This window comes from Rhodopirellula halodulae (assembly GCF_020966775.1).
Classification (GTDB): Bacteria; Planctomycetota; Planctomycetia; order Pirellulales; family Pirellulaceae; genus Rhodopirellula; species Rhodopirellula halodulae.
Genome location: NZ_JAJKFV010000011.1, coordinates 650,872 through 663,819, shown reverse-complemented (window position 1 = coordinate 663,819; position 12,948 = coordinate 650,872). Strand labels below are relative to the sequence as shown.

13 protein-coding genes are annotated in these 12,948 nt (G+C 55.2%); 12 read left to right on the top strand and 1 reads right to left on the bottom strand.

Going from position 1 to position 12,948, the window contains the following annotated elements; all coding sequences use genetic code 11:
• Window positions 1-66: 66 nt before the first annotated feature.
• On the bottom strand, window positions 67-1,950 hold the full coding sequence (locus LOC70_RS11180) for a DEAD/DEAH box helicase family protein (RefSeq protein WP_230253631.1): 1,884 nt from the start codon (window positions 1,948-1,950) through the stop codon (window positions 67-69).
• Between LOC70_RS11180 and LOC70_RS11175 the strand changes: the two genes are divergently transcribed.
• The 12 genes from LOC70_RS11175 to LOC70_RS11120 all read left to right on the top strand — a co-directional run bounded on the left by LOC70_RS11175 (window position 1,921) and on the right by LOC70_RS11120 (window position 12,947).
• Window positions 1,921-3,597, top strand: coding sequence for a hypothetical protein (locus LOC70_RS11175; protein WP_230253630.1), 1,677 nt, complete (start codon window positions 1,921-1,923; stop codon window positions 3,595-3,597). The two genes, LOC70_RS11180 and LOC70_RS11175, sit on opposite strands and share 30 nt — an antisense overlap.
• A 312-nt stretch (window positions 3,598-3,909) precedes the next feature.
• The gene (locus tag LOC70_RS11170) at window positions 3,910-4,275 is read left to right on the top strand and encodes a helix-turn-helix domain-containing protein (RefSeq protein ID WP_146439933.1); all 366 of its coding nucleotides are present in this window, start codon (window positions 3,910-3,912) and stop codon (window positions 4,273-4,275) included.
• A gap of 2 nt (window positions 4,276-4,277) precedes the next feature.
• Window positions 4,278-5,009, top strand: coding sequence for an ImmA/IrrE family metallo-endopeptidase (locus tag LOC70_RS11165; protein WP_230253659.1), 732 nt, complete (start codon window positions 4,278-4,280; stop codon window positions 5,007-5,009).
• Window positions 5,010-5,112: 103 nt separating this feature from the next.
• Window positions 5,113-6,312, top strand: coding sequence for a hypothetical protein (locus LOC70_RS11160; RefSeq protein ID WP_230253629.1), 1,200 nt, complete (start codon window positions 5,113-5,115; stop codon window positions 6,310-6,312).
• A complete protein-coding gene (locus tag LOC70_RS11155; RefSeq protein ID WP_230253628.1) occupies window positions 6,278-7,429 on the top strand; it encodes a hypothetical protein in 1,152 nt (383 codons plus the stop codon). The genes LOC70_RS11160 and LOC70_RS11155 overlap by 35 nt, the downstream gene beginning before the upstream one ends.
• Before the next feature lie 257 nt (window positions 7,430-7,686).
• The gene (locus tag LOC70_RS11150) at window positions 7,687-8,208 is read left to right on the top strand and encodes a GNAT family N-acetyltransferase (protein WP_230253627.1); all 522 of its coding nucleotides are present in this window, start codon (window positions 7,687-7,689) and stop codon (window positions 8,206-8,208) included.
• Window positions 8,209-8,400: 192 nt separating this feature from the next.
• Window positions 8,401-9,015 carry a sigma factor gene (locus tag LOC70_RS11145; RefSeq protein ID WP_230253626.1) on the top strand — a complete coding sequence of 205 codons (615 nt, stop codon included), beginning with the start codon at window positions 8,401-8,403 and terminating at the stop codon, window positions 9,013-9,015.
• Window positions 9,016-9,110: 95 nt separating this feature from the next.
• The gene (locus tag LOC70_RS11140; protein WP_230253625.1) at window positions 9,111-9,344 is read left to right on the top strand and encodes a hypothetical protein; all 234 of its coding nucleotides are present in this window, start codon (window positions 9,111-9,113) and stop codon (window positions 9,342-9,344) included.
• Between the two features lie 42 nt (window positions 9,345-9,386).
• Complete coding sequence (locus LOC70_RS11135) at window positions 9,387-10,145, top strand: ATP-binding protein (RefSeq protein ID WP_230253624.1); 759 nt, start codon at window positions 9,387-9,389, stop codon at window positions 10,143-10,145.
• Window positions 10,146-10,200: 55 nt separating this feature from the next.
• Window positions 10,201-10,674, top strand: coding sequence for a DUF669 domain-containing protein (locus tag LOC70_RS11130; RefSeq protein ID WP_145294980.1), 474 nt, complete (start codon window positions 10,201-10,203; stop codon window positions 10,672-10,674).
• A 93-nt stretch (window positions 10,675-10,767) separates the two neighbouring features.
• Window positions 10,768-11,286 (top strand): RusA family crossover junction endodeoxyribonuclease, encoded by a 519-nt coding sequence (locus LOC70_RS11125; protein ID WP_230253623.1) that lies wholly within the window; start codon window positions 10,768-10,770, stop codon window positions 11,284-11,286.
• Window positions 11,286-12,947 carry a DEAD/DEAH box helicase gene (locus LOC70_RS11120; RefSeq protein ID WP_230253622.1) on the top strand — a complete coding sequence of 554 codons (1,662 nt, stop codon included), beginning with the start codon at window positions 11,286-11,288 and terminating at the stop codon, window positions 12,945-12,947. Before LOC70_RS11125 ends, LOC70_RS11120 begins: the two co-directional genes overlap by 1 nt.
• Window position 12,948: the final 1 nt, after the last annotated feature.

The window sequence follows — 12,948 nt, the reverse complement described above, 5'->3', positions numbered from 1 at the left end:
TCGTTTTCGGTTGCCATCGGTCATCGCACACTCCGTTGCTTCGAGGAGCTCAAAGTATCGCGTTTATCAGGCTTTCAGCAAATACCAGTTTCCGGATAGGCTCTCAATGAACTCGTCTCGGGTTCCGGGGCCGTCATCGGCAAACAGGATGGCTTCGAGTGAGTCGATGTCGCCGGCGTGCAACGGTAGGTTGTTCTTGATCCGTGCAATGGTGGGGTGTGTTTCATGCTCACGAATGAAACGCTCGACGCGAAGCCGGTAGTTTGCCAGCCCTGGATCAGCTTGCACCAAACCGGTGATCTCGACTTCGTCGCCTTCATCATCCATGAAGTTGGTGTAGACGGTTTCCTGGGAACCGGTGCGGTCGATGAACTTGATCAGATCACGCAGCTTCTTCCGGGCCAATTCCAACATCGGCAAAGTGATGTTTTGCCAAGTCTCATCTCGCTGCAACTCCAAGATCAACTCGAGTTCTTTGGCAACGGCTGGGATTGCTTGTTTTTCCTCCAGGTTCCCCATTAGTGAAATGACTTGCCGCTGATAGCGAGCCTGCCTGGGCGAGGTTTCCAGGATCGCTAGCTGCATGCTGAGCATCAACAGATCGAAACGCCTTGCCATCTCCTCGTCATCGTCTTCGTACGGCAACGGAGCGATATTCTGGTCCAGATCAAGCACGTCCTCGGGCGAAAGCTTGCTGAGGTTATCGCGATTGGAGAATTTTTCGACGTAGCGACGTTTAGGCCGAACAATGAAGTTGTCGGTATCGAGCTTGGTCACGACTTCATGCATCTGATCGACCAAGTCGTGGCGCAGCTCGGTCAACTGGCCCAGTTCTTTCTCGCTGCTGGTGTGGAACGCTTCGGGCAGTTCACGCCACTCGGACTCGGAGCCGATGCGTAGCGTCGCGTCGGCGGCATGATCCGTGCTTGGAGCGGATGCCGGCAATTGATGAGCAACTTGCAGCCGCCGCCGAAAAATCTTGGTCTTGATCGAGTCTTGTAGTGGTGCGTCGTAGCCGTCGGGGCGCTGCCCAAAGAACTCAAGGTTTTGGCAATAATCGAAGATGTAGAATTCGGTCTTGTCTTTTCCTGGGCCAAACAAATCTGGGCACAGCCGAGTCCCCCGGCCGATCATTTGCCAGAACTTCGTCTTCGAGCGAACGATCTTGAAGAACACCAGGTTCACGATTTCGGGCACGTCGATGCCGGTGTCCATCATGTCGACCGATACGGCGACCAGCGGGGCCTTGTCCGCGATATAAAAATCGTCGATTAACGTATGAGCATACTTCACATGGTTGTCGATCACGCGGGCAGTCTTGCCCGCCGTCTTGGGAAAGTTCTTGTTGAATCGTTCGACGATGAATTCAGCGTGATCGTGGTTTTTGGCAAAGATCAGCGTCTTGCCGATGCGGTCGCCACCGCCCACTTTCAACCCATCCGTCATCAGCTTTTTCAAAACACGATCAACCGTGTCCTGGTTGAACAACCACTTGTTGACCGCTGGCGACTCGATCGCCGCAGGCAGCGAGCCGGTCTCGTCATCGTAGAACTTCTCTTCGTATTCGAGCTTTTCGTCGTCGCTCAGCTCGTCGTACTTCACGCCGTCACGCTGAAACTTCAGTGGCACCGAAATCGCCTTGAATCCGACCAGAAAACCATCGCTGATCGCTTGGTCAAGTTCGTAGGCGAAGGTAGGGTTCCCCGATTCCAAACCAAATAGCCCGTAGGTGTCACGATCCACCTCGTCGCGCGGCGTCGCGGTCAAACCCAGAAGCAACGAATCGAAGTACTCGAAGATCGCTCGGTACTTCTGATAAACGCTGCGGTGAGCTTCGTCGATGACGATCAGATCGAAATGGTTCACGCCGTAGCAAAGGAGATAGCCTGGGTCGCGTGCTACCGATGCAATCCGTCGCAAATGTCCGAAGTTGACTTTCTTAAATGGCACTACCGAGTCGTTCGATGGTCAGCGATCGTCGGAGAAAACGACCCAACCTATGCCAGAAGCGTTTTTGAGCAACAACGCGACTACTGGTCGCGAATCCCCACAGATGGCCGGTCACAACGTGTTCACGAGGTCGTTGCAGCGCTCGAATCAGGGACCAAGGATGTCGACGGATTGATGCGAGTGGCCAACGTGTTGGGACGCGAGCATGCTGGGGTCTCGTCACTGCAGGAAGCAATTGATGAACTGACAACGCAGATTACGATGCCTAACGGTCCAACAATCGCCGAGAGTGCGCTGGATCAAATTTCCCTTCGCCTACTTGATCTGTGCTTGTCGCCTCTTGCGACTCATCACACCAACGACTTTGTTCCTAAAATTGAAGTTGTGTCGAGTTTGATCGAAGCGATCGGTGCAGACGATTCTCGCAAGGTGGAATTCTCGAATCTGCTCGCCCTAGGGAACGCATTGAATGGGGCCGAGATTGGTCAAGGTTCTTTTGCGGCAGTTCGTCGTGTTGTCGACCTCGCCGAGTCGATGACAGCTGATTCGGCTGCCCAGGGGTTTGTCTATTTGCGCCATTGGCTGCAATTTTCACCCGATGATTTTGGGTACGTCGAAATCGCCACAGAACTTGCGAAACCGAGAGTGCGGAGAATCATTGACGATCCTGAGCTGTCGGATTTCATGAAGATCCGCCTTAGCGTGGCGCATCATGTATCTATCGCATTCTTTGCACAACAACGATTAAGCAAAGTTCTTGCGAGGATTGGAACCCAGATGCAAGGGCGCGCTCCGGTCCTAGAGGCTGCCATCCTGCAAGCGGAATCAGAGCGAGTCTCGCAACTTGAAACGTTGCATGGCGTAATCACGGACTTAGAAAGATTAGCAGCTGAAGCGAGAGTTTCAGGATATTCGATCGAGGAGTGGAACGCACTTTTTGAGTTGGGTTGTGTCCGACAACTCCTGGGTGTCACGCTTGTCCGATTCACCGGCGACCAATCAGCGATTGACCAATACTTGCGAGAAGCTATCCGAGCGTTTCGCCAAGCCGTCGACGCAATTAAAGAGCTGGATGTTGAACAAGACGCCGAGATGCTAGCTAAGGCGGCATTTAGCGCAAGACCACTTTGTCGGGAAGTCAATGATCAGGTTTCTCTTGAATTTTTTGAGGCGGTCATTGAGCGTATTCGATTGAACGGAGGGTTTGGAGAGGCCATCGCCCGGCAGGAGCAGGCGGAATCACAGAGCATCGTCAACATGCTCAGCGACCAAAGCGAATCCCGAGTTGATCAATTAAGCGACGAAGAATTTGAGGCGTATGTTCAGCACGCTGTAGATCACAGTATGGAATCCATGGGCTGGCCTGAAGACCGTCGAGAATTCGTAGAACGAGACATACGAAAACTGCGAGTATATGAACAAGAACGGGCGAGGTACTGCAAACACCTAATCCCGCTTCAAGATCTGGTTCATACCCAACATCCATCCACGGTCTACGCAGAAGAAACGAACTACACCATCGGCTGCGCACTACTTCGCATCCAAACAAGGATTGGTGTCACTGATATGCAGCTCGCGATTGAGACAATGAAAGCGACGCATTGCAGGAACTGCGAATGTCGCGAACCAGGAGAAACAGCTTCTTAGCCGGTCATTCGATACGTTGAGCCTTCGGAGCCATTGTCTCTTCTTTTTTCCCTTCCCCCCGTGACCAAACGTGTCACGAGCGTTGACTTCAATGATCCGGACTAGCGGTTTTGCTAGCAAAATTTCGGATTGGGGGATTGTCCGGGTTTGGGGACACGGGATATCATGACTGCAGTGTTTAGTTTACGCTACACATCGAGGGTCGGGGACTCGTGGTTTTGCGGGTTTCCGGAGGAGAAAGTGGTTGATGGAGATTGCCATGCTTTGGATGCAGTGGATTTCGGGCGACGATTCGGCGGGGAGGCCTGCGCGATGAAAAAAGCTCGTGGTGCGAAGTCGTTTGGCGCGGTGCTGCGCGAAAAACGAACGGCGAAGAAGATCACGCTGCGCAAATTCGCGGAAATGATCGGCGTTTCGGCAACGTATTTGTCGCAGGTCGAACAAGATCACTTCGCGCCTCCGACGGCAGATCGTGTCACGAAGATCGCTGAGTTGTTGGGCGAAGATTCCGACGAATGGATTCGGCTGGCCGATCGCGTGCCGGATGACGTGGATGTCATGGTCCGACAACACCCAAAAGACATGCCCGAGCTGATGCGGTTGGCGACGGGGCTTTCACCGAAACAATTTGAAATCATCAAAGAACAGATTCGTAAAATGAAAAAGCGGGGGAAGTGACGATGGTCGTTGATTTGTTGGCACAGGGAATCGAAGTGCCGCCGCTGTCGTCTCGCCAGATCGCTGCTGAGGCCGACGCGGTGCTGGTGGAATACGCGAAGCGATTCGGGCCGATCACGAAACCTCCCATCGAAATCGAAGACGTTGCGACGTCGGTGTTGCCGCTGACGTTTGGGTTCTTGGATCTCCAGAGCCAACTCGGTGGTCGCGTTCATGGTGCGATCTGGTTTTCGCGGCAGCACATTCTGATCGACGACGCGCTGAATCCTGATCGCTTTCCGGATCTGCTCGGTCGCTATCACTTCACGCTCGGCCATGAAATCGCACACTGGAAGTTGCACCGGTTTTTGTTCCTGGACGAAGCCGGACATGCGGTCTTGTACGGTGACGATGAAATGCCGGACGTGATTTGTCGCAAGGATCACGCTCGTCCCTTGATCGAACGACAAGCCGATGAGTTCGCTGGTTGTTTGCTGATGCCCGAATGGTTGCTCAGGCCGGCGTGGCGCATGCTAACCGGCAGTGATGAGCCGATTTGCGACCGCCGACTTCAAGAACTTGTTCCTGCGATCGAGCCGATCCGTTTCTTGATCGACGCCGACGGGATCGAGGTCCAGCCGGATCCGATTCGGTTGATGCGTGAGGTGTTCTGTGAATCGCTGGCGGATCAATTCGCCGTGTCGGACGAGGCGATGCGGATTCAACTGGAGTATCTGGGTTTGTTCGCAGGGTAGGCAGCTTTGAGAGTTCGTTCATGCCTCCGAATCGGAGGCATTCGTTTTTGATTCAATGTTTAGTGTGTAGTGTACGATACGTTTCCGGTAGGGAGAAAAGACGATGTCATTAGCTGGGTTTAATCCGCGGAATGTCCTGCGGCAGACTTCCAACGGTTTGCTGGAGGAAATGTTTGGCGGGCTGAAGATTCCGATCGACGTGAATTGGTCTGAGTCGATCGAAACGGACGTGGAACCGATCTTTCAGGCGTATCAATCGCTGGAAGAGCCGACGAGACAGAAGATCGAATTGCTACTACGCGACTTGCATTCGATGGCGACGGAGTCGGGACAACGTTCGATCTTTCAACAAGCTATCCAAATTGGCGAAGACGATTTCCTTGCGGAACTAGAACGGTTCGATAGCCGGTACGACGTCGCGATGCTGACCTATTTGTCGAAGCCGGAGGTCTGGCAAGTGGCCACGCGCTTCGCGGCAGCCGACCGCGTGATTGGCGGGCGTTCGTCCCAGCGGCGAATCAACCTTCCGTCGGCGAAACCTCGAACCTCGCCCCAGCACATGAAGTCGTTCTCTGCTGCCTTGTCAGCGTTCTATTCGGCACATCAGGGACGCGGCCGGCAATGTGTGGCTGAATACTTGCTGCGCTGCGAGAACCTGCATTATGTCTTCGCGAGCCTGGACGACTATCGCAAAACGTTCATGAAGCTGATCGACGGCGGCAACGCGTTCAAGCGGGTTTGCGAAACACACGTGTTTGAAAATGTGTTTGCCTACGACGAAGCGAATCACGTTCTTGACGTGTACGCGCTCGGCGGAAAACCGACGATTGCCCCGCTGCAAAAGATATTTGCTCGCGAGTTCTTGGGGATCGAGTTGCCGCCGGAAGATCCCAACGCCGAGCCATTCTCATTGGGAGTCTTGTTGGATCCGAAGTTTCGGTTTCCGACTGATCCCGAGGACGCTGTTCGCTCGGTCGTGATTGTGGCGGCTCGTGTGTTGATTCTCGGCTCGAAAGAGAAGTTGCATTTCAATCCGAACGTCGACTTTGGATCATCAAGTTTTCAACGCATGATCGAACGATACATCCGGCAAGACAACTTGCCGCGGTCGATCATGCATATCGAGCGCGTCGACCTGCGATTCCTGATGGAAAACGGTCACGAGTTCAACCTCTCAATCACGCGGCCCAACCGTAGCACCATCAAATCGTTGGCGACGCGAGATCGCTTGTTGGCTGAAAAGTATCTTCGACAGTGGGGGATCGACCTTGCGAGCGATTGTGACGCTGTTTCGGTTGCTTGACCGAGGCGATGAACCGTTGGTGGATTGCGACACGCTTCGTTTGCTGGGCGGTTGCGACCCCGACGAGCTGGTTCGATCCGGCGTGTTGGTGCCGGCCGAGCCGTCGATGTCGCTGCACGCAACTTGCGGACAGTGCAGTGTCCACAATGTGGTTCGTGTTTCGCGACCGACTGGTGCTGAGTTCTATGAAGTGTGCCCTTTTGATGGCGCAGACTTGGTTGAGAAGGATCGCTTGCGACAATGGGCGGTTGACGGTCGTGCGATTGCGGAATTGTTGGCGTCGGCGATGCCGGACGGCGGCCCGGCGGAAACTTTGTTGCCGGGTGTAGCGTGGCGAATTGGCGAGGTGCAAGTTGGTGGTGAATCGTTTCCGATTGTTTTGACGACGACCCGATCAGCATCGCGTCTGGCCGATCGAAGTGGTGCGTCACGAATGATTTTGATTGGCGATGAACTGCCCAGCGAGGGTTTCGTGGGCAGGCTGAGCATCACTGAAGCTTTTGCCATTTGCTCGAAACAGATCAAGTCGCGACCGGAGCGTTTTGCACAGGTCTTGCCTTTGTCGAGCGTGTCAGTGGGCAATGCGTTCTATCGCAAAGGCCAGATGTGGGTGGTGCGGTTCGAGGGGGAGGAGACGTACCTCGAAAACAATGTCGGCCCACTCTACATCGCTCGGTTGTTGGCGACCCCGAACCGAGCGGTGCCAGCGGTCACATTGTTGGCCAGCCGCATCGGGATCGACGAGCAACAGCTGATTGGATCGTCCGGTGAATTAACGGACGAAGCGGCAGTGGAGGAGTGTCGGGGTCGGTACCACGAACTGCTGGACGAGATCGCCGAAGCGCAAGCGAACAATGACTTGGGTTGGCTGGAAAAGCTGCAATCCGAACAGGACCAGTTGGCCCTGCACTTCGCATCGGTATTGGGCAAGGGTGGCAAACCTCGCGAAGTTGGCGACATCAAGAAAGTGAGCCAATCGGTTTCGGTTGGCATCAAGCGAACGCTTGATGTACTCGACACGGAATTAAAACCGCTGGCCGATCATCTGCGAGCGCACCTCAGTCGCGGTGTCTGTCCAATCTATTCACCGCCCACCGACATCGACTGGTTGGTGTGAACTATCTGGAAACAAGTACGCTGCGAAAGAAACCACAAGAGCTAACGAACAACACTTGAAGCCTTAGGACAACGATGACTCTCAGAAACAGAATCCAACAAGCGTTAAAGCAAGAACGCGGAATCCGGCTATCGGCCGCAGAAGTACAAGGAATCGCTTCGGCCTTGCACATTGATTTCCCAGTGACGCGACCGAGGATCTCGCGGCGGTCCAAGCCGTCACCATCAGAAACGCCGATCGAAGGGCACGCGCGTTGGATGATCCATCGAGATTTGAAAGATGTTGTGGCGATTGATGTTGCGGCAACCTGTGCTCCGTGGAGCAATGACGACTACAAAAGTCGTCTGAGTCAACGAAATACAGTCGCCATGGTGATTGAGTTGCCTCGTGTCGGCCGCCGCAAGCCCGTGATTGTCGGTTCCATGGTCTATCAACTCCACAAGCAGCATGTCGAGTTGGAACGGATCTTTATCAAGCCAGAGTATCAATTGTGTTCATTTGGGCGGCAATTGATTTCTGAGCTGCGATCGAGATTGAGCCGAGAACGTCGGACGCGGATCAAAGTCACGGTCGAGGAATCCAATCTTCGCCTCTTGCTGTTTTTTCAAGCGGTCGGGTTTTCTGCGGTTGAATCGTCTGGCAACAGAATTGCCATGGAGCATTGGTGGAACGACGACCCCAGTCCGTTTCGCGACCTTGAAAAGCGTCAGCGATCCGGATCAACGCGGTCACCGCGCGATGACCATGATCAAGAGGGCGACAACCGTATCGGTGTCTAAAAACTTTTCTTAGCGACTCCAAATGTCGCTCGGCGACTTGAAAAGTCGCGGCACGTCTTCGCTGTGAGGACGTGACGAACGAACCTCGCCGGCCGCCTGCGTTCTTTTCGTGACATGGCTTGTCGCGACGCAGCTTCTTTGCGGTCTGTGCGAATCGTTCGCATCACGGGATGCCTCCAGCCGGAGACAACCATGAGTGCGAATACTCAAGCGGACGGCAAACGGCTCGGCGAAGAAATTCTTAACGATTTCGCCATGAAGACGGCGCGGATCAAGGCCGAGCAACTTCATCGGCGACCGGAATTCAGTGACTGTGACGCCGAAGACATCGCTCAAGAGTTGCTGATGTACTTGATCCAGAAGGCCGACTGTTTCGACCCGGCGCGATCGAAGGTGAACACGTTCATCAATCGAGTCATCAACTCGGGCGTGCGAGAGCTGTTGCGATCGAGGAAACGCCACAAACGGCACCCGATCGAAGATGGCGTGCAAATGCAGTCGTTTGAGACGCCCGTCGACACGGTGGATGAAACGTTCGCGACTCTGGGTGGCGAAATCTGTGACGAGGACCAGAACCGACGAAACCAGTCGTCCTACAGCGATCCGCTGGACGCGATCGACGAAGCGGACGCTTTGGAGGTCGCGATGCAGACGATGCCCGCGGAATTGCGGCGGGTGTGCGAGTACCTGCGTTGTCATTCGATGAGCAGCACGATGGAAAAGTTTCGCCTGCCACGTCGACGATTCAACACGGTGCGTGCCGAGATCGCCAAGCACTTGAAGAAGTACGGCGTGACCAATTTCTGAGATTGGCGTACAGGGCGACCCATTCACGGCATAGGTAACCAGGGGCGGCCAACGGGTCGTCGGAACATCAAACCTCCCATCCACCAGGTTAGCGAATGAGTGATTTGGACATCGAACGCCGCGTGGCGCTTTCATTGGCGGTCGGCCGTTACTTGCGATCGGCCGACCGCTTTAACGAAGCGTCACGAGATTTCACCGGAGCGTGCAAGTCACTCCGCAAGCAACTGGGAACCAGCCAACGGTTCGTTGCCCAGATTGACTTCAAGCACTACCTCGTGTCCAGCGATCGCGATGGCAATTTTGACATCGAAGCGATCCCGACTCTGTAATTCCAGCCATCCCAACCATTCAACGAAGGAACTATCCAACCCATGACCAACTTACTCGAAACCATTCAATCTGGCCGGCAATCGAAGCCGCCTCGCGTTTTGCTGTACGGTGTCGAGGGCATCGGCAAGTCAACGTTCGGCAGCGAAGCCCCCAGGGCGATCTTCATTCAAACCGAAGACGGTCTCGACGAAATCGAATGCGATCGCTTTCCGCTAGCGACGAAATTCGATGATGTCGTCGCTGCGTTGAAAACGCTCGTCAATGAGAAGCACGATTACGAATCTGTCGTGATCGACTCGCTCGATTGGCTAGAGCGTCTTGTCTGGGACAAGCTCTGTCAGCAGTACGCCGTCGAGTCGATCGAAAAGGTCGACGGCGGTTACGCTCGCGGTTACATGCACGCCCTCTCCCTGTGGCGTGAAGTGCTCGACCTACTCAATGTGCTGCGTTCGCGTGGCATGGTGACGGTCTTGATCGCCCATTCCAAAGTCGAACGGTTTGAGGATCCCGAATCCTCACCCTACGACCGCTATTCGCCGCGACTGCACAAGCACGCCGCTGCCCTCGTGAAAGAGTGGTGCGACGCCGTGCTGTTCGCGACTCGCAAGATGCGAACGCAAAGCGAAGACGGCGGCTTCAATCGTAAACGCACCATCGCTCATGCGATCGGCAAAGACGGCGGCGAACGCGTCGTGCGTGCTTACGGATCGCCCAGTTGCGTTGCCAAGAATCGTTACGGCATCGCTGAAGAATTGCCGCTCTCGTGGGCGGCGTTCGTGGCAGCGATGTCGGCCAACTGAACGACTCAACCAATTCTCTTTTTACAGACTCCAAACCAAGGACCACAGACCTACCATGGCAAACCTCAACGGCTTTGATGCCAACACCGTCGAACCAGCCGACGACCTCGAACCGATCCCTTCTGGCAAGTACGTCGCCGTCATCACTGACAGCGAAATGAAACCCACGAAATCTGGCACGGGCAACTATCTGCAGTTGACGTTTCAGATCGTGGAGGGCGAGTACGCAAACCGTCTTCTCTGGGTGCGTCTCAACCTCGACAACCCCAACGCGACCGCGGTGGAAATCGCCCGGCGGGAGTTGTCTGCGATCTGCCGGTCGGTTGGCGTCTTGGTGCCAACCGACTCGGCGGACTTACACAACTTGCCATGCGTGATTCATGTGCGTGTGAAACGCCGCAATGACACCGGCGAGTTGCAAAACGAAGTGAAGGGCTACTCGAAGAAAGACGCTGTTGCCCAGCCGATCGCCGCGTCGCAAGTCAGCGGTACGGACGACCAGTCCGCGTCCCCGCCTTGGAAGCGTTAACCGCCCGACAGCTTCCAAGGAACGGCACCCAGTCAGCGTTGGATTGTTGGCTGGGTGTTTTTATTCGCTCGTTGAACATCGAAGTAAGCCACCATGATCCGACTCACGTTGCCCTATCCGCCTTCGGTCAATCATTACTGGCGACACGTTGGCAACCGTGTGTTGATCAGCAAGGAAGGCAGAAAGTATCGAGCGGCCGTCAGTTCGCTTCTGAATCGCAAGAACATCGAAACGCTGACGGGAGACTTGATCGTCGACATCGTCGTCCATCCGCCCGATCGACGCCGGCGTGATGTCGATAACTGTTTGAAGGCGATGCTGGACTCAATGCAGTGGGGCGGTGCGTACGAGGACGATAGCCAGATCGTGCGATTGACGATCGAGAAACGGGAGCAGGCACCGAAAGCGGGCAACGCCGAAGTTGTGATTCAACGCATCCCTGCGCCGATCGGGAAAGCCGGCTTTCGCTCATGCTTGCGTTGCGACGAGGCCTTTGTTTCCACCGGGCCTGGCAATCGCATCTGCGAGAGTTGCACTTTCATCAATGACCTGCTGCCACCAGCGCTGCCAATCGAACGAGGTAGCAAACGGCACAACGGGGAGTTGATGTGATGAAACTGCGGTCCTATCAACAAGCCGCTGTCGATGCGGTCTACGATCACCTGCGAAACCGCGACGACAACCCCGTTGCCGTCCTACCGACCGGTGCGGGTAAGAGTCTCGTGCTAGCGAGGATCGCATCTGATGCCGTTGGGCAATGGAATGGTCGCGTATTGATCTTGGCGCATGTCAAAGAGCTGCTCGAACAGAATGCCGACAAGGTGCGTCGTCTGTGTCCCGACATCAAGGTCGGCCTGTATTCAGCTGGCCTCAAGAAACGCGACACGAATACACCGGTTCTCGTTGCCGGCATTCAGAGTATCTACAAACGAGCGTGTGACCTCGATCCATTTGATCTGATCGTCGTCGACGAAGCCCATCTGATTTCAAAGAAGGGCGACGGCATGTATCGGCAGTTCCTTGCCGACTGCAAGGTTATCAATCCGCACGTCCGCGTGATCGGCTTGACCGCGACGCCATTTCGGCTCGACTCCGGCATGATCTGTTCGCCTGAGCATTTCTTGAATCAAGTCTGTTACGAAATTGGTATCAAGGAATTGATCCGTGATGGATACCTGAGTCCGCTCATTTCCAAAGCTGGCGTTCACCGAGCGGATTTCGGCGGTCTGCACATCCGCGCTGGCGAGTTCGTCAGCGAAGAAGTGGACTCTTTGGTCAACGACGACGCCCTCGTGTCCGCCGCGTGTGGCGAAATCGTTGAACTGACGGTCGATCGCCGGGCAGTGTTGATCTTTGCGTCGTCCGTCGCACACGGGCGGCGTGTCGTTGAAGTGTTGCGGGAAAATCACGGCATCGAGTGCGGTTTCGTGACCGGCGAAACACCAGCGGGCGAACGAGACGAACTGTTGGCCCGCTTCCGTGGCGATGCCCCAACATCGTTGATCGAAACCGAACCGCTACGCTTTCTCTGCAACGTAAACGTGCTCACCACCGGTTTCGACGCACCGCGAGTCGATTGCGTGGTGATGCTGCGTCCCACGATGTCGCCTGGCTTGCTTTATCAATGCGTCGGCCGCGGCTTTCGCTTGCATCCCGGCAAGGAAAACTGCCTGGTCCTCGACTTTGGCGGCAACATTGAACGCCACGGACCGATCGACCAGATCAAGCCGAAAGACAAAGCCAAACGGCCGGACCAATGCCCACCTGCAAAAGAATGCGAGAAATGTCACGCCTTGGTTGCATGTGGCTATGCCAACTGTCCCGAGTGCGGACATCCGTTTCCGCCACCCGAGCGAGAAGCCCATGATGCCGAGGCAAGCGAGGCCGGAGTATTGTCTGGCGAAGTGACCGACACCGAGTACGACGTTCAAGACATCATCTATCGCGTCCATCGCAAACGTGATGCAGACGAAGACGCACCACGATGCCTGCGCGTCGACTACATGATCGGCCTCGAACGTTGGCAAAGCGAGTTCATCTGCATCGAGCACTCCGGCTACGCGAGACGGAAAGCTGAAGCATGGTGGAGTGAGCGCTGCCTTGATCCCTGCCCATCGAACGCGGAAGAAGCGGTTGATATCGCCGGCTCGGGGCTTCTCGCGGCGACCGAAAAGCTGATTGTTCGCTCAATCGCAGGCCAGAAATACGATCGCATCATCAAGCAGACACTCGGCGAGATTCCAAATGCGGCATTGGAAGAGGCACCATTTTGAT